This window comes from Paraburkholderia sp. GAS448 (genome assembly GCF_050435685.1).
In the GTDB taxonomy this organism is placed as follows: domain Bacteria; phylum Pseudomonadota; class Gammaproteobacteria; order Burkholderiales; family Burkholderiaceae; genus Paraburkholderia.
In genome coordinates, this window is record NZ_JBNDKT010000032.1 from 75,792 (window position 1) to 96,442 (window position 20,651).

At 57.8% G+C, this 20,651-nt stretch carries 19 protein-coding genes and 1 pseudogene; 13 read left to right on the plus strand and 7 right to left on the minus strand.

Annotated features, from left to right (window positions below; genetic code table 11):
• Positions 1-41 precede the first annotated feature (41 nt).
• Positions 42-1,013, minus strand: a complete 972-nt coding sequence (locus tag P3T23_RS36785; RefSeq protein ID WP_429320965.1) for a hypothetical protein — start codon at positions 1,011-1,013, stop codon at positions 42-44.
• Positions 1,014-1,030: 17 nt separating this feature from the next.
• Between P3T23_RS36785 and P3T23_RS36790 the strand changes: the two genes are divergently transcribed.
• Positions 1,031-1,537, plus strand: a complete 507-nt coding sequence (locus P3T23_RS36790; RefSeq protein WP_429320966.1) for a hypothetical protein — start codon at positions 1,031-1,033, stop codon at positions 1,535-1,537.
• Between the two features lie 91 nt (positions 1,538-1,628).
• Here the strand turns inward: P3T23_RS36790 and P3T23_RS36795 are convergent, their stop codons facing one another.
• Entirely contained in the window at positions 1,629-1,868 is a 240-nt protein-coding gene (locus P3T23_RS36795) for an iron-containing alcohol dehydrogenase (RefSeq protein ID WP_429320988.1), read from the minus strand.
• 460 nt (positions 1,869-2,328) lie between these two features.
• A complete protein-coding gene (locus P3T23_RS36800) occupies positions 2,329-2,919 on the minus strand; it encodes a phasin family protein (RefSeq protein ID WP_429320967.1) in 591 nt (196 codons plus the stop codon).
• Between the two features lie 328 nt (positions 2,920-3,247).
• On the opposite strand from P3T23_RS36800, the gene P3T23_RS36805 reads away from it, so the two are divergent.
• The 5 genes from P3T23_RS36805 (at position 3,248) to P3T23_RS36825 (ending at position 6,988) form a co-directional block, all read left to right on the plus strand.
• Positions 3,248-3,583 carry an ArsR/SmtB family transcription factor gene (locus P3T23_RS36805; RefSeq protein WP_429320968.1) on the plus strand — a complete coding sequence of 112 codons (336 nt, stop codon included), beginning with the start codon at positions 3,248-3,250 and terminating at the stop codon, positions 3,581-3,583.
• Positions 3,576-4,052, plus strand: coding sequence for an SRPBCC family protein (locus P3T23_RS36810; RefSeq protein ID WP_429320969.1), 477 nt, complete (start codon positions 3,576-3,578; stop codon positions 4,050-4,052). Before P3T23_RS36805 ends, P3T23_RS36810 begins: the two co-directional genes overlap by 8 nt.
• 637 nt (positions 4,053-4,689) lie before the next feature.
• Positions 4,690-5,247, plus strand: a complete 558-nt coding sequence (locus P3T23_RS36815; protein ID WP_429320970.1) for a Uma2 family endonuclease — start codon at positions 4,690-4,692, stop codon at positions 5,245-5,247.
• A gap of 191 nt (positions 5,248-5,438) precedes the next feature.
• A complete protein-coding gene (locus P3T23_RS36820) occupies positions 5,439-6,149 on the plus strand; it encodes a lysophospholipid acyltransferase family protein (RefSeq protein ID WP_429320971.1) in 711 nt (236 codons plus the stop codon).
• Between the two features lie 500 nt (positions 6,150-6,649).
• Positions 6,650-6,988 carry a hypothetical protein gene (locus P3T23_RS36825; protein WP_429320972.1) on the plus strand — a complete coding sequence of 113 codons (339 nt, stop codon included), beginning with the start codon at positions 6,650-6,652 and terminating at the stop codon, positions 6,986-6,988.
• A 98-nt stretch (positions 6,989-7,086) separates the two neighbouring features.
• On the opposite strand, the pseudogene P3T23_RS36830 reads toward P3T23_RS36825, so the two are convergent.
• Positions 7,087-7,251: pseudogene (locus P3T23_RS36830) on the minus strand (transposase); the annotation flags it as partial.
• A gap of 619 nt (positions 7,252-7,870) precedes the next feature.
• Here P3T23_RS36830 and P3T23_RS36835 point away from each other — a divergent pair.
• On the plus strand, positions 7,871-8,347 hold the full coding sequence (locus P3T23_RS36835) for an Lrp/AsnC family transcriptional regulator (protein WP_429320973.1): 477 nt from the start codon (positions 7,871-7,873) through the stop codon (positions 8,345-8,347).
• 1,135 nt (positions 8,348-9,482) lie between these two features.
• Here P3T23_RS36835 and P3T23_RS36840 read toward each other — a convergent pair.
• Together P3T23_RS36840 and P3T23_RS36845 are read right to left on the minus strand one after the other, a co-directional pair.
• Positions 9,483-10,880: an aspartate aminotransferase family protein gene (locus tag P3T23_RS36840; protein WP_429320974.1), complete on the minus strand. Its 1,398-nt coding sequence runs from the start codon at positions 10,878-10,880 to the stop codon at positions 9,483-9,485.
• A 10-nt stretch (positions 10,881-10,890) separates the two neighbouring features.
• On the minus strand, positions 10,891-12,369 hold the full coding sequence (locus tag P3T23_RS36845; RefSeq protein WP_429320975.1) for an NAD-dependent succinate-semialdehyde dehydrogenase: 1,479 nt from the start codon (positions 12,367-12,369) through the stop codon (positions 10,891-10,893).
• Between the two features lie 394 nt (positions 12,370-12,763).
• Here P3T23_RS36845 and P3T23_RS36850 point away from each other — a divergent pair, with 394 nt between their 5' ends.
• From P3T23_RS36850 to P3T23_RS36875, 6 genes are all read left to right on the plus strand, one after another.
• Positions 12,764-13,489 carry an ATP-binding cassette domain-containing protein gene (locus P3T23_RS36850; protein WP_429320976.1) on the plus strand — a complete coding sequence of 242 codons (726 nt, stop codon included), beginning with the start codon at positions 12,764-12,766 and terminating at the stop codon, positions 13,487-13,489.
• Between the two features lie 141 nt (positions 13,490-13,630).
• Positions 13,631-14,200 carry an ureidoglycolate lyase gene (locus tag P3T23_RS36855; protein WP_429320977.1) on the plus strand — a complete coding sequence of 190 codons (570 nt, stop codon included), beginning with the start codon at positions 13,631-13,633 and terminating at the stop codon, positions 14,198-14,200.
• Positions 14,201-14,371: 171 nt separating this feature from the next.
• Positions 14,372-15,526: a branched-chain amino acid ABC transporter substrate-binding protein gene (locus tag P3T23_RS36860; RefSeq protein WP_429320978.1), complete on the plus strand. Its 1,155-nt coding sequence runs from the start codon at positions 14,372-14,374 to the stop codon at positions 15,524-15,526.
• Between the two features lie 152 nt (positions 15,527-15,678).
• Positions 15,679-16,887, plus strand: a complete 1,209-nt coding sequence (gene doeA / locus P3T23_RS36865; RefSeq protein WP_429320979.1) for an ectoine hydrolase DoeA — start codon at positions 15,679-15,681, stop codon at positions 16,885-16,887.
• A gap of 370 nt (positions 16,888-17,257) precedes the next feature.
• The gene (gene doeB / locus P3T23_RS36870) at positions 17,258-18,283 is read left to right on the plus strand and encodes a N(2)-acetyl-L-2,4-diaminobutanoate deacetylase DoeB (protein ID WP_429320980.1); all 1,026 of its coding nucleotides are present in this window, start codon (positions 17,258-17,260) and stop codon (positions 18,281-18,283) included.
• Positions 18,284-18,331: 48 nt separating this feature from the next.
• The gene (locus P3T23_RS36875; protein ID WP_429320989.1) at positions 18,332-19,396 is read left to right on the plus strand and encodes an IS110 family transposase; all 1,065 of its coding nucleotides are present in this window, start codon (positions 18,332-18,334) and stop codon (positions 19,394-19,396) included.
• A 293-nt stretch (positions 19,397-19,689) separates the two neighbouring features.
• Here the strand turns inward: P3T23_RS36875 and P3T23_RS36880 are convergent, their stop codons facing one another.
• A complete protein-coding gene (locus P3T23_RS36880; protein ID WP_429320981.1) occupies positions 19,690-20,010 on the minus strand; it encodes a hypothetical protein in 321 nt (106 codons plus the stop codon).
• Positions 20,011-20,651: the final 641 nt, after the last annotated feature.

Here is a 20,651-nt window from a genome sequence, read left to right on the forward strand (position 1 = left end):
GCGGCCACGCGATTTCATGGTCTCTTGAGGTGATGCGCCCGTCAATGTTTATCCTCGCGGTCGCGGGGTGTCGGCTTGTCGCGATAGCGCACGCCCGCATCGGACTGCTGCCGAGGGGCCTGTGGTGGCGGCGGATGAAGTACCGGTCGCCATTCGGGCAGCCCGTCCAGATGGGCGTCGACCTGGGCCCTGAATTCCGCGGTTTTCAATCGCGGGCGAAAGCGCGCGAGAAAAGTGCCGCGCGCGCTCAGATCGCTCGCGAGCCAGTCCGAGACGTCGGCGTAGTCGACGGCACGCGAAGGCGGAGGCAACTCGCGCGACCCGCGCAGGCGCCCAGACACTGCGACGAGTGAGTCGCGAAACGCAAGAGGCATCTGCGCGATGAACTCTGCGGAGGGACGCGCAAAGATGCGCAGCGGCGAGCCCGGCGAATGCTCGCCGTATTGTCCGGTGCGCAGTGTGGCGCTGGCTGGCTTTCCCGCGCCGGCGTTGGCAACGGCCAGCACCACGTCGCCGGTTTCCGCAAAGCTTGCGATGCGCTGCTGCTCGGCCATCGCCACGATCGACCACGGCGAGCCAGCCGCGCCGTCGGCCGGCTTCGCGATGACCTGCGGCATCTCTATCGACAGCGCCAGGGCGGTTGACCCGGGCGCGACCACCGCGCGGCTCATCTTCAGCCAGCCGGTGAGGAGCGAGACACGCAGCGCCGTCGGGGCGTCGCGTGGCCGCGCGCCGGTTTCGTTCAGCAGGATGCGCGTCTGCGGTCCGAGCGCGATCAGTGTCCCGGCGTCGCTTTCCACTTGTGCGGACCTGCCCGTGTCGGTTTCGACGATGTCGGCGTTGTGCAGCCGCGTGCCCTCGCTCGCGCGATACAGCGATGCACCGCGAATCACGGTGACCGGACCGTCGGCGAACGTGAGAAGCAATTCCGCATCGGCGAAAGGCGAAAAGGATGCGAGAAGCGCCAATGCGACGCTCACGGCCGCCGCGCGGGCGATGGGGCTGAAGGCCATACCTGACCGGCGTCTGAATGGGTTCGTTCGTCAGTATAGAAGACGAGGAGTTCGCCAGGAAATTGCGGTGGCAAAGCACTGGGAGGCGGTTATCGCGCCGCTTCGCCGGTCGGATCGATGCCGCGTTGACCGGCATGGTCGCCAGGGTGTTCGCCAATTCAGAATTGTTGAGCGCGAAGCGATTCGAATTCGATCCGGCAGGCGTCACTGAATTTGCCAAAAATGTCGATCGAGCCGTCCGCCAACATGTTGCGCAACTCCGCAAACGACTTGTCGGGAGCAAGATAGGAATCGACGATCGTTCGGCCTATCCGGTCGGCTTCTTCTGCGACCCTGAACGAAGACTGGATGCGCATGCGGCTTATCTTCGCGTAAACGCCGACAAGGGAGTGAAGATCGGGCTGGTCGTGCTGCAGCGCATCCACATAGCATTTCGTGGCATCTTCGATGAAGTCTCTGTACAGTTCCTGGCGGCGCAGTCGATCCTGTGCGATCCACTCCGCCCTGACCTGAGTGTTGCGTAAGCCAGGATGCAAGGACCGATGTCAGCCCGCCGATCGCAGCGCCAATCAGAGCGGCCAGGGCCGAAATAACCGATACATTCATGGCAACACCTCACGACGCGCTATCCAGGGTTTTGAATGTTACCGCCGCATGAGATCCCCTGGATACGGCCGGACCGTTTCGAGAAAGACTCGTGAACAGCGACCGACCTTCGATGCTCCCGATTTCGAGTGTGATCGTCTTGCCAGGGTCGATCGTCGAGCCGCCGCCGATGGCGACGATACAGTCGGCATCGAGAGGCTGCGCATGGTCGCGCGCTTCGCGGGCAACTTCGATTGCCATATGCGGCATCACTTCGGGAAATTCGCCTGCGCATGGACCGCCGGAGCGTGTCGCGGCACTATAGCCGCAGGTCAAGTTGCTGAGGTGAAGCCGAAGAACGCAAAGAGGGAAAAGATTGTGCGTGACGGCTTCACGATGCCGAAGTCTGACTATGAAAAAATCGAAGCACTGAAACAGAAGTGCCTGGACGCAGGCGCTGCCGTGAAGAAGAGCGGGCTCTAGCGGGCTGGCCTGCTGCTCCTCGCGTGGGCTCCGTCCAAATGCCTCCTCGCTGCAGTCTCGGCTGTTGAAACAGTCAAGACTGGCGGGCCGGCAAAATCGTAGCACGGCGATTTCTGTCGACGCTGGTCAACCGCTCCGAATAGCAGAAGCCGCTTTGCCGCACCTCGCGTGCACCGGAGAGAAAGAGCAGCGCACACCACGGTTGATCTTGTCCGCTGCGACCACGTGGGGTCAGTGCTTCTTCAAACTATTGCTTCGCTACCTTCGCCTTCGTCGCTTTCTCGACTGCCTGGTCAGCCGCCTCGGCCACCTCCGATGCGACTTCCGTTGCTTGCTCCGTTGCGACGCTCAGACTACTTTGCGCGATATCGACAGTCTGCTTCGCAGCCTTGTGCATGCTGTCGTGGGCGGCGTTGGCGAGCGTAATAACCTGTTTCAGAAATACGATTGCCGCTTCGGAGCTAACCGGGGCGTTTTGCGCGACATTCTCGACGAACCATTGAACCTGACGGTTAATGTGTTGGTAACGGATATCGACGACCTCCGCCAGCTCCGTCTGCATGGTCGACGCAATCTCGGCAACCTGACGTTCGTACATCAGGACCTTATCTACCGAGGGTAACGCCAGCGCGTTTTGCAAGCCAGGGACGTCTTGTCCATCCTTTTTCGTCAACTGGTCTTGCACGCCTTGATAACAATCGGCCAGCGTCGTTTTCGCCATCTCCAGATTCAGTCTGACGAGCTTTTCCCCGCCGTCCAGCAATTTGCCGGCCAGCCCAAAGTAGAAATCAAGACTAGCCTGTTGCGCTACGGCAGCCTGCCCCTGAAAGTCAGTCATGTTCGCCTCCTGAAGACGTATGCCAACGTCCAGCATGTTCGTCTTCGATGACGAACAGATGAAGCGAATGGTCTGGACGCTACCGTGCCTGGCCAAGGGCGCGCATTCAGCCACAGCCATCAGTGTTGAGGCGTGTCATACATTTGCAGCTTGAAATACACAGGTTTGGTTGGGACGAAGTCACCCGGAGCATTGCACGCCATGAATTCGACGGCAAGCAAAGTGGCATTCGATTGGTGTGCGCGTTGGCGATCGTTGACCAGTGCTTGACATGCAAGGGATTGCTTGCCTATAGTTCATGCAACAGATTACTTGCATCTAGCCGTCTATGGCCGAACGTCTTGACGACACTGACTTGCTGTTCAAAGCCCTCGCCGATCCCAGCCGGCGCAAGCTGCTGGACTTGCTGCACGCACACGACGGCCGCACCCTCAACGACTTGTGCGAGCACCTGGACATGACGCGACAGGGCGTGACGCAGCACCTGGGCGTGCTGGAGGCGGCGAGCCTGGTGGTCACCATGTGGCGCGGCCGCGAGAAGCTGCACTACCTCAATCCGGTGCCGCTGCAGGAGATCTACGAGCGCTGGATATCCAAGTTCGAAAAGCCGCGCCTCAAAGCGCTGGGCGACCTGAAACGACGACTGGAGAAAAGCAATGGCTAGATCGACCTTTGTCTACGTGACCTACATCCGCACCACGCCGGAAAAGCTGTGGTCAGCACTGACCGACGTGGAGTTCATAAAGCAGTACTGGTTCGGCATGCACTGCGAAAGCCAGTGGACGGCGGGATCCTCGTGGAAGCTGGTGTCCGGCGACGGTCAGATCTTCGACGCCGGCGAGATCATCGAGGCCGAGCCGCCACGGCGCCTGGTGATCCGCTGGCAGCATCAGATCAAGCCCGAACTCAAGGCTGAAGGTGAGTCGTGCTGCACGATGGAACTGGAACCCAGTGGAACGGCGGTCAAGCTCTCCATCACCCACACCATCGAGCGCGAACCCTCGAAATTCATCGAGGCGGTGTCCGGCGGCTGGCCGAAGGTCATCTCCAACCTCAAGTCCCTGCTGGAGACTGGCTCCGCCGTTCTGCAGGAACCCTACCCAATTGAGAGCGCCCACTCTGGAAAGGAGTAACCATGCCTGCGCGGTCAACGTTCGTGAGTGCGCCCCGGATTAAAAGGTGCTGGTTACTTTCCTGCGCTGACGCGGCGGCGTCAATGACGCCCGGTTGACCGGGGTCGAATGCGAGGAAGAGCACCGCCAATTTTGCATCTTCGATGCAGCGAATTTAATGATGTCCGTCTCCAGAATGCGGGCACGCAATGCAGGACGTGCATGGGCCGGCATCGCGCACGTCCGCGAGACGGTTCTCATCGCTCCCTCGATGCCGCGATGCACAACGAACTTGAGAAACTACTTCAACCTTAGCCTGTCGAGTCCCGCCATCGCAAGGAGATGGACAGTTTTACCGCACAGGGTCATGAAAATAGCAACAGCACGGCAACACCCACGCCCGGGCGGAGGTAACTGACAGCAAAGGCCACATTCCGGCTTCATCGGGACGTGGCCTGCCCGTCTGAGAAAGGATGAGCGTGGTTCACCGTCTGTCCGAAAGCGAACGCAGGTCGGGTCGCCGCAATCTCGCATGAACAAAACAGACTAATGACGGCATCGGTCGTGAAAGCCGTGGCAATGCTGCGGCGCACACATACATAATTGTTAAATCTCGGTTAGAGGGTATACGCTTAAGTACCTTCCCTGCGAGAAACTCATGGACGTGCCGATTCTTCTGGAGCACATCGGATTGCTTGCCGCATGGCGTCGCCTGGCCACACAGGCGGAATCTGGTCAGCGGCAGTTGTACGAGTTGGACGAGTACGGTGAACTGGTGATGAACCCGCGCCCGTCGGCAAGGCGCCAGATAGTGCTCACAGATATTTTCTGCCATGTGACTGAGCAGATTGGTCATCTCGCCGCAATGTCAGTGGCCGTTACGACCCCGTCATTCGGTATCAGGATCCCTGACGTTGTCTGGATGCCGTGCGACAAGTGGGACGGTTTCGACCGCGACGACCCCGTGCCGTTCGTGCCTGACCTCTGTGTCGAGGTGCTTCTCGATAGCGACCGGACGCAGGACATCGACCGGAGGGTCAAAGGCTATCTGGAAGGTGGCGCCCGCGAAGTCATTGTCGTCGGCCAGTGCGGACAGGTTCAATTTTGGGGAGCGAGAGGCCAGGTGCAAGCCTCAATGTTCGGCATAGCGCCGTTGCTCGACCGCATGTATTTCGAAGAAGGGGGCGTGTCCTCCGTTTCCAGCGTAGGTTGTTGAGAAGCAACGACCGGCTGCCCAGGAATTTGCGGAATCGATGCCGCTTAATCATTGCGTCAAGCCGCTTCGGTGATTCCTGCTGCGCCAGGCCACAGCAGCGATGCCAACGCGTGAACATATCATCTACCGCACGGTCTCTATTGGTAGCGACGAAAACCTCCCGCTGCCTCATCCATTTTATTCGGTTCACCATGCGCTCCACCTTCATCAAATCGGTGTTCATTGTCTACCTGCTCGGCAGCGGGACGTTGTACTCGATAGGGATATTGGTGCTATACCCCTTCGTCGGGAGGTCCGGACGCTATTGGCTTGCGGTGCAGTGGTGTCGTGCACTGGTTGTTGTGATGCGCTGGCTACCCGGCATCACCTGTTCGGTGGAAGGACTCGAGCATCTCCCGGAAGGGCCGTCAATAATCTTGTGCCGTCATGAATCCACGTGGGAAACGCTGGCATTCCTCGCGCTGTTTCCACGACGCATCAGCTTTGTGTTCAAGGAAGACCTTCTGCGTATTCCGTTCTTCGGGTGGGTGCTGCGTGGCCTCGACATGGTCAGCCTGAATCGTGGCTCGCCCCGCCAGGCACATCTCGCAGTGACAAAGGAGTGCGCTCAGCGGCTGGCAAAGGGTGACGTCGTGGTCATATTCCCGGAAGGCACCCGGGTGGCGCACGGTGCACCGTTGAGACTGACGTCGGGCGGTATTCGTCTGGCGTGCGCAACCGGTGCTCCGGTCGTCCCTGTCGTCCACAACGCCGGAAAATTCTGGCCAGCGAAGGGGTGGCCTGACGGGGCGGGACACATCGAGGTAATCGTCGGTCCCGCATTCCCTTCCCAAGACACGTCGCAACAGGAATTAAGTCGCGCCGTTCACGACTGGATGAAGGCAGAATTGCTGTCGCTCTGACGGCCGCCGTGCCAAAGGTCTTCCGCGTCTGCTGTGGTCAGGTCGGGGAAGCTCGGCGTCACCCGATACGCGCTGTACGCTCTCTCGGAAGCTCAGCGCGTCAGCTCGTCTTGCATGCGTTGAGGCCAGTCGGCAAACGTCGTTTTCGCCGTATCCAGATTCAGTCTGATGAGCCTGTCCCCGCCTTCGAGCATCTTGCTGGTCAGGCCAGAGAAAAGTCCCGGTATGCTTGTTGGGCTGCAGCAGCTTGCCCTTGAAAGCCAGTTATGTTCGCCTCTCCAGGGCGTATGTCCAACGCTCGGCATGCTCCGCAACGATGACCAACTGATGAAACGCGGAGTATGGAGCAGTTACTCTGTCGGCGCACGTCTGCGAACCTGCCTTTCGGCGGACGTATTCCTATATATTCCGAATTGGAACGTGGGCGCTTGTAGCGGAACCAAGGTCGCCTTGGTTCCAGTTTCTGTTCGGGACAGACACCGTTGATGGGGGACGTCAAGATGGCTACCGGTTCTGGTTTGGTTTATGGCCCGCAGGGGCAGACGCCGGCGTCATTGCTGGCGCTGGCCGGGTACCTTGAGCTCTCGCTTGAAGAGGGGAAGTGCGTCGTCATGATGCGCCACGATACGGAAGTCTGTTCAGTCTACATCGGCATCGTAACGGGCGAAGACGATGAACTGACTGGTCACGGGGCCATTGCGGTGGCAGTGGCCGACGAGATACTGGAGCTGACGCAGGCCGGCGTAAACCGGATGACAGTTGGCGAAGAGACGTACCGGTTTGTTCGGAGCTTTACGCACATCGGTGACGTTGGAGCGGTAGTGTTCGCTCCTGCGTAGGGTAGTATGGGGCTTCGCATTAGCGGTCCAGCGACCAGCGCGGTCGCCGGCCTCCGCTTCTCGAGCGACTGAGGTAAATGTCACGCGCGGAAGAGCTGCTTGTTCGCATTGACCTGATGGCGACGGGCCGTTCCAGAGACAGTCGCCCCAGGCTCGAAGGCCTCGCGCACTATTGCGAGCTTCTCCTCAACGGAGCGCCGGCGGCGCTGTTCCGGCTCAATCGGATCCTCGACAGGTTCTACATTGGAGTCAGACCTAAACACAGGTGGAAGTGCCTCTAAGTTTTAGTGTTACCTCATGTCCGGCTTTCGCGGGGCCGCGCCAGATGCAGGGAACCCTGGTTCTGACTACCCTCGAGTACACCCCGGATTTCTACCGAACAACCCATCCGCCGTGCTGGCGCAAAGACGATAGGCCGCGCGACGTGGAAGCCCATCAAACTTGAGATCGCCAAAGCTATCTGTCGCGGACGCACCGACGACGACTGCGCGATGCGCGCGACCACGTCGGCGTATATCAAGCGCGATGGGCAGAATCTGGACGACATCCATATGATTTGTCGTAACGTACGTCCCCGATCTGGAGATTCGCAACCGAACTTGCGGAGGTGTGAAACGGGGCCTGGTTGGACGGCCTCCCGCGCCTTCCAAACTTCTTAACGTGAATGAGGCCAACAACAGCAGGAGACGGGAGTACGTCGCACTCGCGTTCGACGAGTCCCGATCCCGGAGGCTAGGAGTTGGTTATCCAATCAGCAGACGGTTGCACCTATCGCCATTTCTGCCGCGCGACGTCGAGATTGAGCATTCAGTGTCGCATGCTAGATGCCCAAGCGGACTTCCGCTATTCTGTCGATTGTTTACTAGCCGCACCGAAATGACCATGGATCTCGACAAAATCGACTCTCGCATTCTTGACCTTGTGCAACGTAATAATCGCCTGACTAGCGAGGAGCTTGGAGAAAAGGTCGGATTGTCCGCAACTGGAGTCCAGCGGCGACTGAAGCGGTTGCGGTCAGAGGGCGTGATTGAAGGAGACGTTTCGATCGTTTCACCCAAGGCGATTGGCCGGAACGTGACGATGTCGGTCCTCGTCTCGTTGGAGCGGGAGCGGGCGGACATCGTTGACCGCTTCAAGCAGGCGATCTGCAATACTACCGAGGTAATGAGCGGCTTCTACGTTACCGGCGATGCAGACTTTGTTCTACTGGTTACTGCAAACAATATGGAAGACTACGAGCAATTTACCAGGCGTTTCTTCTACGAGAATGCGGACATAAATTCGTTTAAGACGATGGTTGTTATGGACCGCGTTAAAGCTGGTTTTACTTTGCCGATGCCTTTAGGCACATCAATTTAAATGACGTCGGGAAGGAAGGCGCTGGTAAAGGCAAGTCTATTTTTGCTTGACTGCTGGGATGGCGCGGTAAGCGGGCATCGACGATCTATAAAAATTCTCTTGGTGGCTGCGCAATATTTTCGTCTGGAATATTTGCCCATCCCGATGATATTCCACTGAGTGTCGCCAACCCGCTGGGTAACGTTGCGTGGGCGCAGTCAAGAAAGCCCGGGATCGAACGATTCCGGGAATTGCACTCTCTCCGTAGGACGCAACATCTGTCATGTGGAAGAAGATATTGACCAGCCTGAAATAGTGCGACCGCCCTGGTCAAGCGAAGAATGCATGACTTAACGTCCTGGAGATGACACCCACCAATTTGCGCGCACCGCGCAATTGACGTGGTCACAGCTTATCTTGTCCCTGAATGCTCAGTTCTACGTGGAGGCTGGTCGAGCTTGTCGATTGGCGCTTGGCGCTTGGCGACACGCCAACCGAAAGTCAGACCAATTGCGAGTACAGGGATCAAAGCAATCGTCATGGTGCCATCGGGGGCAGTCGAGCACCATCAAAGCCGGCACGGCCACAAGGAACCCTAACGTTAACCACGAAGTAAACGATGCGCCGGGCATCCAAAAAAACATCCGGGAGCCTCCCCGCGATTGACCGAGCCGATTCCGTGAGAGCTAAACCAGTCTTGATTGTTCGAAAAATTTGCGGCGGCGGGTTTTGAGTGGCCAAATTTGCTTATGCCTTCGCGTCTCATTAGATGCCTCCTATCGCACTTATAAAGTGAAATTTGTGTTCGCGCGAACTCGATTCGGTTCGCTTCGAGTTTGAATACTCCGCGCCAGCGGGCTAAGTTTAGAAATCATTCTGGATGTGGTTTGTCAGCCCCAGCCATCGTCGATCACACGACATTGCTGCATCACATTGCCCTTCCGAGAGACCACCTTGGCTTGGGCTGATTTAGCAACTTCCTTCGACTCAGGCGATGGCTTCGTATGCTTCCAATTTCGGTTTCTTTTTGCCCAACCCAACGAGAGCGTGACGTGGCGTGCGAGCAGATACGGACATCTCGCGGAGTAAAAAAAGCTCCTAAACATCGCGCGACGTAAAGGAGCTAACTCTCGGACTTAAAAGCGGTCAGAGAAACTTAGGCATGCGTCGGCTCTTTGGCCAGTTCGTTCGCAACCTGTGAGACGGCCTGACGAGCAATGTCAACGATGTCGTCGATCTCCGCCTTGGTAATCGTGAGCGGAGGAGCGAAACCCAGGATGTCGCCGTGCGGCATCGCGCGAGCGATCAGCCCGCGGTCTCGAGCGGCTTTCGACACTCGTGCCCCAACCTTCAGTTGCGCGTCAAAGCGTTGCCTGGTCGCCGGGTCAGCAACGAATTCAATCGCTGCCATGAGGCCAACACCACGAACCTCACCGACGATCGGCGAATCGCTGAACGCAACCTCCAGTGCCGTCTGGAAATATTCGCCGACGTTTGCGGCATTTCCGGGGAGGTCCTCACGCTCGACGATGTCGAGGACTGCATTCGCAGCTGCAACGCCAATCGGATGGCCAGAGTACGTGTAGCCATGCGAGAAGGCACCGACCTTCTGTGCACCTGCGTCGAGCACCTCATAGACCTTTTCGCCCACGATACATGCCGACAGTGGCGCGTACGCCGACGTGAGCCCCTTCGCGACGGTGATGAGGTCCGGCTCGATCCCGTACTTTTGCGAACCAAACATCGCGCCGGTACGACCAAAGCCTGTGATCACTTCGTCTGCAATCAGCAGGACATCGTATTTCGCCAGAACCGGTTGGATCGCTGCCCAGTAGCCTTCCGGTGGGGGCGTGATGCCGCCCGTGCCGAGGACAGGTTCAGCGATGAATGCACCGACAGTTTCCGGGCCTTCACGAAGAATGAGTTCCTCCAGCTCGCGAGCACGACGTGCCGAGAACTCCAGCTCCGTCTCACCCGGATTTGCACCCCAATAATAATGGGGTACGCCCGTATGCAAAATGCCCGAGACCGGCAGGTCCATGTAGTCGTGATAGAAGCTCATGCCCGTCATCGAGCCGGACACAACTGAGCACCCGTGGTATCCGCGTTCACGCGCGATGATCTTCTTCCTCTTCGGCAGCCCGCGAAGATTGTTGTAGTACCAGACGAGCTTCGCCTGCGTTTCGTTGGCGTCGGAGCCGGAAAGGCCGTAGAACACCTTGCTCATCTTGCCCGGCGCCATCTTGACGAGGCGGTCAGACAGTTTGGCAAGCTCCTCCGTCGTGTGTGCTGCGTACGTGTGGTAATAGGCGAGCTTGTAGGCTTGCCGCGCAATCGCCTCGGCGACTTCGTCGCGGCCGTAGCCAACATTGACGCAGTAGAGGCCGGCGAACCCGTCAATGTACTCGCGGCCTTCGGCGTCGCGAATGCGAATGCCTTTGCCACCTTCAACGATCGTGGGGTCCCCGGCCTTCCCGGCAGCAAAGTCGTGAAGCTGCGTGAACGGATGGAGGACCGAATTGCGATCCATTTCCGAAATCTTTTTGATATCCATGTCTATCTCCTTAATCCTTCAAATTGCCGAAGCAGGTGTACTTCTGCTCCATATAGTCACCCATGCCATAGCGCGATCCTTCCCGCCCAAGGCCCGACTGCTTCCATCCCCCGAACGGAATCGATGCACCCGTGAACTTCGGCGTATTGACGGCCACCATCCCGTACTCCAGTCGATCAGACATACGCATCGCACGATTCAGGTTGCTCGTGTAGACATATGCAGCGAGACCGTATTCGGAGTTGTTTGCGCGTTGCAGTACTTCAGCTTCGGTATCAAACGGCAGGATTGCGGCGACCGGACCGAACGTCTCCTCCTTCGCAATATCCATGTCATCTGCGACGTCAGCCAGAACTGTCGGAAGAACGAACTGGTGCCCCAGCGGAGAGGTGCCTCCACCTGAAACGACGCGGGCTCCCGCGATTACTGCCTGCCCAATCTGGTCGCGACATTTCGCAGACACAGACGGACGAGTCATCGGGCCGATGTCTGAGCTGGGATCCAGACCATGTCCCACCTTCAGCTCTTTGACAGCGGTCGAAAACTTCTCTACAAACTGCTCGTAGATGGATCGCTGGACGTAGATTCTGTTTGCAGCAAGACAATCCTGACCGGACGTCGCAAACTTCGCGTCAATACAGCCCTCGACCGCGACCTCGAGAGACGCGTCATCAAATACGATGAAAGGTGCGTGACCGCCCAGTTCCATAGAGACCTTCTTGACCGTCTCCGCCGACTGGCGCAACAGGATTCGGCCCACCGTGGTCGAACCGGTGAAGCTGAAGGAGCGAACCTCCGTAGCTTCAAGAAGACGTTTGGACATCTCGGCCGCGTCGCCGTTGATGACCTGAAACACACCCGTCGGCATACCTGCTTCGTCAGCCAGTTTTGCGATGGCCAGCGCGCACAGCGGCGTTTCCGGCGCGGGCTTGACGATCATCGGGCAACCCGCTGCGAGCGCAGCGCCGGCCTTGCGCGTAATCATCGCGATCGGAAAATTCCAAGGCGTAACCGCCGCCGTCACTCCGATTGGGTGCCAGGTGACAGTCAGCCGGCTACCCGCCAGGTGGCTCGGAATAGTCTCACCATAGGCACGTTCACCTTCGGCTGCAAACCAGTCGAGAAAATTCGCGGCGTACTCGATCTCCCCGCGCGATTCCTTGATAGGCTTGCCTTGCTCCGACGTCATGATTACGGAGAGGTCTTCGGAGTTGCTCCGCAGCAATGCAGCCCACCTTCGAAGAATCGCGCCACGTGCGGTCGGAACAAGTTCGCGCCAGCCTTCAAACGCAGCTCGCGCGGCATCGACCGCGGCATCAATGGCGTGCGCGGAAAGCATGTCCACCTGGGCAATCACCTCGCTGGTTGCGGGATCGATGACACTTATCTTCTCCTGGCCGGCTTTCCACGAACCGTTCACGTAGGACCGGTGTTCCAACAGGTCCGCGCGGCTCAGCGAAGCCAGTGCATTTCTTGCTAACTCTTTCACGACGTGTCCTCATAAGCTCGTCAAACGACGTAAACATGGTAGCGTCGGTGCCTCGCTGAAAAAGCGCACTTGAATTCATTGTGATGTCGAATTCCGGCGATGTTCCTCTCGCTACGCAGCTTTTCAACGCCGCGTGGCATTGAGAGCGTCTTCCCGTCGAGGCGACTGGCCGCTGCACGCTCGACCGCGCGACCTACGGCTCTTTGCCCGGCGTACAACACCTCCGGGCAGTCAAACGTCCGACGATTCACTGCCAGTTAACGGTCCGCACAAATTGTGCGCGACGAATACAAAAATGCAGACTATCTGCGTGATGTAGTGACCAAACGCCGTATTGCGCTTTTATTGCCGGCGGAAACTCTCTCCATTCCAAATGAACTCGAGGAGTGGAGGCATGAAACCTGGCTCACGTCGCGAAGCCGTTCAGATCGGACATCCCGCTGCCGACAGTGCTTCGCAACGCAACGTGACGACGGAGTCCACTGGGGACGTTCTCGCTGTCGAGGGCGTTCATAAATCGTTTGGCGAAAACGAAGTACTGAAAGGGATCTCTCTCGCAGCCAGGAAGCACGAAGTGATCTCTATTCTCGGGAGCAGTGGTTCTGGAAAGAGCAGGTTTCTTCGTTGCATCAACCTTCTCGAAACACCAGACACCGGAGTAATTCGAGCAAATGGAGAGACCATCTGTTTTGAGCGCTGCGGCGGGCGAGGGCAGGTCGACGCTCGCACCGTTCGCGCACTCCGACGAAACATAACAATGGTGTTCCAGCAGTTCAACTTGTGGACGCACATGACCATATTGAGGAACGTGACGTTTGCGTTGACCCACGTCCTGCACTTGCCGAAGAAAGAGGCGGAAGTCAAGGCACTCGCGAAGCTTGAAAAAGTAGGTATGGCTCACAAACTCGATGCCTATCCAATCCAACTACCCGGGGGGCAGCAGCAAAGCGTCGCAATTGCGCGGGGGCTAGCGATGGAGTCCGCGCAATCTTACAAGCTCGATCCACTGATTGTGGCAGGAGTGATTTATGCGTGCGTGACCATTCCGATTTCAGTGATCTCGCGTACGTTCGAACGGAAGGGAAACAGCTATTTGGCGCTTCAGCAGAGGCACATTTAATTGGATGGCATACGGCCTTCTATGGTGAAGAGCGTGTGATGGATGGTTCCTTGAGTTACCCGTAATCTCGAAAGATTCACGACGGCGCTTTTGGAATCTGGCAGACCGGCAAGAGGCATCCTGGAAATTCAGCGAGCACGAATGAGCGCAGCACCTTTACTCACTGTCAAGCAACTTACGCCCGAGTCTTTTTCTCCGTTTGGCTGGGTGTTGGGTAAAGCAATGGCGACTGCCGGCGACAAGCCGTTCTTCAAAGGCGCCACGCTGTCGATGTGGCGGGAGCACCTGTTCGATACGGGGGCTCCGAACAAGACCGAAATTGTGTGGGGCAACTTCAGCGACGACGACCCGATTGTGCGCACCCTCGAGACACGCTTGTTGACTCAGCAAGCGGTCGTGCCACCGACCGGGCCGTTGATCCAGATCGTTGCTGCCAGCAATGAATCTGGTGGCCCTGACATTGAGTCAATCAGAGCCTTTGAAATTCCAGTAGGCATGGGGACATGCGTGCGCCCGGGATGTTGGCACGCAATCCGTGTGTCGAAAGGCGAGGTTGTGGCCCTTCTGCTATCTCGGCAATCGACAACTTACGATTTGATTGTCCACCTGCACACGGGATGTCCAACAGCAGAGAGTTCAAGGAATTCAATTGTGCCGCGTCGGGTGGTCTTGAGGGAGGTCGAGTCAAACGAAATTATCGATGTCGCATAAATCTTTTCGTCAATGCCGAAAAGCGCAGTGATTTTCTGAATCTTTATTTCGATTGTGGTTGCGTTCCGATTGAAGGCATTCAATTCGAACGGCGTGGTTGTGCCTTTTGCTTTGCATACGCTTATAACGCTAAATTTTGAGTTATCTCACGTTCAATAACAGGTGGTAATCATGCGCAAAATTGAATCCCTTTCGTATATTGCGGCGCTCTCGTCGCTTTCATGTGCTTTCGCGGCCGTCTACTCGGCACCGGCGGTCGCAGATGAGACAGTGGTGATCGGCCATGTTGCTCCGCTCACTGGCCCTGTCGCACAGTTGGGTAAAGACAACGAGAATGGTGCAAGGCTCGCGGTCGAGGAGATCAACGCAAAAGGCCTCGTGATTGGTGGTCAGAAGGTCGTCCTGCAATTGGACGGTGAAGACGACGGCGCAGACCCGAGGACGGCTACCCAGGTGGCACAGAAGCTCGTTGACGAGAAAGTGGTGGCGGTCGTTGGTCACATGGAGTCGGGCACTTCGATTCCGGCATCAAAAATTTATAGCGACGCGGGAATTACGATGATCACACCGTCGGCGACCAACCCGACTCTCACGCGACAGGGTTTCAAAAACGTCTTCCGCCTGGTTGCCACTGACGCGCAACAAGGTCCTGCGCTGGCAAACTATGCAAGCGAGAAACTGAAGATCAAAACCGTTGCGATCGTTGACGATGCTACGGCATACGGCCAAGGCTTGGCGGATGAGTTCGCAAAGGCGGCAAAGAACCTGGGTATCCAGGTCCTGTCTCGAGACACCACGAACGACAAAGCTGTCGATTTTCACGCCATTTTGACGAAAATCAAGAGTGAAAGACCTGACGCAATCATGTATGGCGGTCTGGATGCAACCGGGGGACCCTTCACCAAACAGTCCGCACAGCTCGGGTTGCAGGCGAAGATTCTTTCTGGTGATGGCGTATGCTCTGACAGATTGGAGGCGCTGGCGGGAAGCGCGGTTGATCGCGTAGTGTGCTCTCAGCCCGGAACGTCCCCGGAGAAGATGCCGGGAGGCGCCGTGTTCAAGGCCAAATATCAAAAGCGTTTCGGGCATGCGATGGAAATCTATGCACCGTTCACTTACGACGCTGTGTATATCGTGGTAGATGCGATGCGTCGTGTGAATTCGACAGATCCAGCAAAGATTCTGGCGACGACGCCGGCCACCGACTATCGCGGCGTTACTGGTGAAACCAAATTTGATGAGAAAGGGGATCTTCGGAACGGTGTGATCTCGATCTTTGACTATCAAAATGGGAAGAAGACGTTCGTCGACCAAGTGACGATGTAAGCGGTTCCGTCAGGGAGAAACTGGTCGAGTCGAGCTCCCGGATGTTTGTTTCTCAAGTTTGAGACGTAAAGTAAGGAGAGGACTTTCGTACATTCTATTTTTCAAAAATGGATTATTGACGGAGCGAAAGTTCATTTTATGAGGTATTGTCAATGAGCGAAATTTCAAGTGACGCCGGATTTCCAAAGCTTCGAAGGTTTTTCGATCGCGCGGAATATTTGGCTCGCTTAGAAAGAGTACGTGCCGAGATGGTCGCGAGAGGCATGGATTTGCTGATCGTGTCGGACCCCGCCAATATCGGTTGGATGTCGGGGTACGATGGCTATTCGTTTTACAACCATCAATGTGTGGTTGTTTCGATGGATAACGAACCCGTCTGGTTCGGACGCGGCATCGATCTCAACGGTGCCAAAGCGACCACTTACATGACCGATTCCGCATTGTTCGCGTACCCGGAGGAGTATGTCCAGCGTGACTTGCATCCGATGGAGTACCTTGCTCGCGAAGTGATTGCGGGTCGTCGCTGGGAGGGTTTGGCTGTCGGGGTGGAAATGGACAGCTTTTACTTTTCCGCGGCGTCGCTTACGACACTGCAGAAGCATTTGCCGAAGAACTCATGGGTGGATGCGACAGGGCTCGTTAACCGTCAACGCGCCGTGAAGTCGGAGACCGAACTGGGCTATATGCGGATCGGGGGGCGCATCCTGGAGAAGATGTACGGTCGAATCCTCGATTTGATCGAGCCGGGTGTGCGGAAGAACGATCTGGTTGCTGAAATTTTCGCAACCGCGATTCGGGGTGTGGATGATTTCGGTGGGGATTATCCGTCGATTGTGCCTCTGGTTCCGACCGGAATTGAGGCTGCTACTCCTCATTTGACGTGGGACGATTCGAAGTTCCAGCGCGGTGCGGGTACCTTCTTCGAAATTGCAGGGGTTTATAGAAGATACCACTGTCCGTTGTCCAGAACGGTATATATCGGTCAGCCTCCGCAGAAATTCCTGGACGCCGAAAAAGCGGTTATTGAAGGAATTGAGGCTGGGCTTGAAGCTGCCAAGCCGGGAAACACGTGCGAGGATATTGCAACGGCCTTCTTTTCTGTCATGAATCGGCGCGGCATTCAGAAAGGTGGTCGCGTGGGATATCCGATCGGAATGAGCTATCCCCCAGACTGGGGCGAGCGTACTACGAGCCTGCGCGTCGGGGATAAAACAGTGCTGGAGCCGGGCATGACTTTCCACTTCATGCCTGGCCTGTGGTTCGAGGACTGGGGACTGGAGATTACCGAGAGCATCGTTATTACACCAACAGGTTCATCATGTCTGTGCGATGTTCCGCGGAAGCTCTTTGTCAAAGACTGATTTGTTCCAGGTTGACGCGTGTTTCGGGAGAAGTGGATGAGGGCATTGCTACTCAAGTTCTCCCGAGCGCCGTGAATTGATTGCCTTGCGAAACGATGACAGCCAGGGCGCCGCGGTGCTTAGCGTCATTCCAGTCTCGGTCGTTTCACGGAAACGTCGAGCGCCGGCGGGCAGATGCTCAGTTCTTGCGGGAAGCCGGAGACCATGAGATGTCACTGAAAAACTGGGCAGGTGCCAGGGTATTACGGAACCGGTGTCAACGACGCTGTAAGCCCGATGCGCTCATTTTCGCAATGCACTCAATTTACTGACTACGACGCCTCGACTTTCAGTAAGGCGCCGCACGAACTTTTTATCAAGGAGTGACCCAATGCGGGCTTCGCCAATCACTCCCACTGTCGATTTCGATGCTGACGGCGAGCAACATGGCTTTTTGAAGCTGCCGTACTCCCGAAACGATTCGGCGTGGGGAGCAGTCATGATCCCGGTCACGGTCGTGAAACGTGGTGTGGGGCCAACCGTCCTGCTCACGGGCGGTAATCACGGGGACGAATATGAAGGTCCGGTTGCTTTGTCGAAGCTGGCAGGCGAGCTGCGTGCACATGGCTTGCGTGGACGGGTCATTATCGTTCCGTTCATGAACTATCCGGCGTTCTGTGCCGGGACACGTACTTCGGCGATTGACGCGGGCAATCTGAACCGCAGCTTCCCAGGTAAGCCAGATGGCACCGTGACGGAGAAGATTGCTGACTACTTCCAGCGGTATCTGCTCCCTCTTGCCGATTACGTGCTCGATATTCACGCGGGCGGGCGGACACTCGATTTCGTGCCGTTTGCCGCGATCCACGTGCTCGACGACAAGGCTCAGCAGGCACGCTGCGAAGCCGCGATGCATGCATTCGGGGCGCCGTACTCGATGCGGCTGCTCGAGCTCGACAGTGTTGGGATGTTCGACACCGCGGTCGAGGAGGCCGGAAAGGTCTTTGTGTCGACGGAGCTCGGCGGCGGCGGTGCGTCCACGGCGAAAAGCGTCGCCATTGCCGACAGGGGCGTGCGTGGCTTCTTGCGATACGCCGGCGTCCTCGAGGGTGATGGGCAACCAGGTACGGAGCGGCGCACGACGGCACTTCTGGATATGCCGGACGGATCCTGCTACACGACGAGCGAGCACGACGGGTTGCTGGAGATGTGCCGCGACCTGGGCGAAACAGTTACGTGCGGTGACGTCCTGGCACGCGTTTATGACACGAGCCGCACCGGTGTGCCGCCAGTCGAATACAAAGCGCGGCGAGACGGGATTGTCGCAGCCCGCTATTTCCCAGGATTGGTGAAAGTTGGCGACACGGTCGCGGTTGTTGCAGAAATCGTCGAGCGCAACGTAGTCGTGGCTGGCTGAGTCGTTCTAGCCAGGTGCTGTTTACATTTGAGTAAATGTGTTTACATCCTGTCTTTCGCGGTGCGAGACAGGATGGTACGAACGTTACTGAGCGACGAAGCATGGAAGGGCGATACGGCCGCAGTTTTCACGGCGATTGCGAAGGCCAAAGCGCGCTGTCATCTGGCCGCCGATGCCCCGGTGCGTAGCTGTTGTGAAGCCGGGCGTGATGGCTTCTGGCTGCACCGCTGCCTGGAGGAACATCAGGTCGCGAACCTGGTGGTGGATTCAGCCAGTATCGAAGTGAACCGGCGCAGGCGCCGCGCCAAGACCGACCGTCTCGACAGCGACAAGCTGCTGTTGATGCTGATGAGATACTACGGTGGTGAACGCCGGGTGTGGGCGGTCGCGCGCATCCCCCCCGAACAGGAAGATGACCGGCGAGTGCACCGGGAGCTCGGTCGCCTGCGGCAGGAGCGCACCGCCGACAGCAACCGGATCCGCTCGCTGCTGGTACTCCACAACCTGCGGGTCGAACGCATCGGTGGCCGCGCGTGGGCACACTGGTGGGCGCAGCACGCCGCGCGAATGTTGCCAGGCCTGCGCGCCGAGATCGAGCGCGAGTTCGAGCGGCTGTCGCTCGCTGTCAGGCAGATCAGGACGCTTGAGGCACTGCAGCAGCATGAGGTTCGCAGCGGTGCGCAACCCGCGATCGCGCTGCTCGCGCGCCTCGCGGGTATCGGCACCGGCAGTGCGTGGACTCTGGTCAGGGAACTGTTCGGCTGGCGGCAGTTTCACAACCGCCGCGAAGTGGCCGGCTGCCTAGGCCTGGCCCCGACGCCTTACGCCAGCGGTACGAGTGAAGTTGAGCAGGGCATCAGCAAGATCGGCAACAGTCCGGCCCGATGGCTGATGGTGGAGCTGGCGTGGAGCCGGCTGCGCTTCCAGCCCACCAGCCAGCTGAGCCAATGGTTCAACGAGCGCTTCGGACCCACCGGCAAGCGCGTGCGACGCATCGGCATTGTTGCGCTTGCAAGGCGTCTGGCGGTCGCGCTGTGGCGCTACCTCGAATTCGGCGAGATTTCCCTCGGAGCAACACTCAAATCACCTGTCAACAAAGCGGTGGCGACCTGAGCGGCCAACGTCGAGCGGCAACAGCGTCTGAAGGCTGGTCCGGCAAAATGTCCGGACATCATGCACCTCGACCTCACTCCTGTTGAATGGTTCAGCGCGCCCGGACAGTAAGCGGGTTACCCGGGGGTAACCGTAGTTCTAGATGGGGTGCGCCGTTAGCGGGGTGGGTTCCAGCGCCTTGCGCATGTGGTATGTGGTGCCCGGCCTGGTGCCGGCGCTGATAGAAGCGATCGATTGATATGGAGGATTCGCGATCATTTAATCCGCAGGTTGTCCTTAGTTAGGGAGGACGGTCATTGATTACCGGGCGGCACAACCGTTGCTCGACGCACCCCGGCAAGCGGTGAGCCATAGCCACCGGATTGCGTGTTGTTGGGCAAGCCGTTTGCCAGTTGTGCACGCGGATCGGCAGGGTTCAGCGGGAGTTCACCCGCTTGCCTGGCTCCATGCGTGGGATATTCGCTCCCGAGCGGAGCATTCGGCATTAGCGCAAGGCTATTCTCCGGTGAATAGAGGTCGTCTTGTGCGGAAGGCGGTCGAGCATGAACGCTCGAGCCGATGGAGAACAAAACCGATCCTGAAATCAGACTGGCAAGCAACAGAGAGTTTTTCATCGCGATCTCCCGGCATGGCCGTTGCACGAGGGGCGTGCGTCACGCTCCCCTGTGCCTCTCACATATGCGTACTTCGAATCGATGGCACTGGCAAAACACCGATCAATCTAGGATTACTACATAATCTGCGGGTCGAGCCGGCACTGAGACAGCGGCTCGTTTGGGCTCGTCTGTCGGCAGGCTTACCGAGGAAAACCGCTCCTGGTCGATGTTTATTCCCGCGTCATATTAGTTTTCCTGGCCGATACCACTCGCTATCTCAACGTTAGCCGCCGGGAAAAGTTTGATCAGTCGCAACCCGGCCGCCAGCAGCGGGCAGGTCTCTGTTTCGGGGTTTTCGACGGATGATTTGGGCGATGCCCGCCTTGGCTTGCATCCCCCGGAAATGCGGCGCGAGTTCACGAGCCCCTGTCGTCCACTGCTGTAAAGCGCGCTTTAACGCTCCATCGTGCCCGTTCTAGCGCACTTATGCTTTGCTGAGCAGGGCTACTCTTCATCGCTATGGCGATTAGCCCCTCTCATGAGGTTTGCGGCAGTGATTCGAGTTGCTCTTCGTGGGCCTCGCAGGCTGCATCATCGACGCATCGTACGCACATCGACGGCCTGACGAAGTCAGTGTCCGGAATAGATCGAGCGCGCAG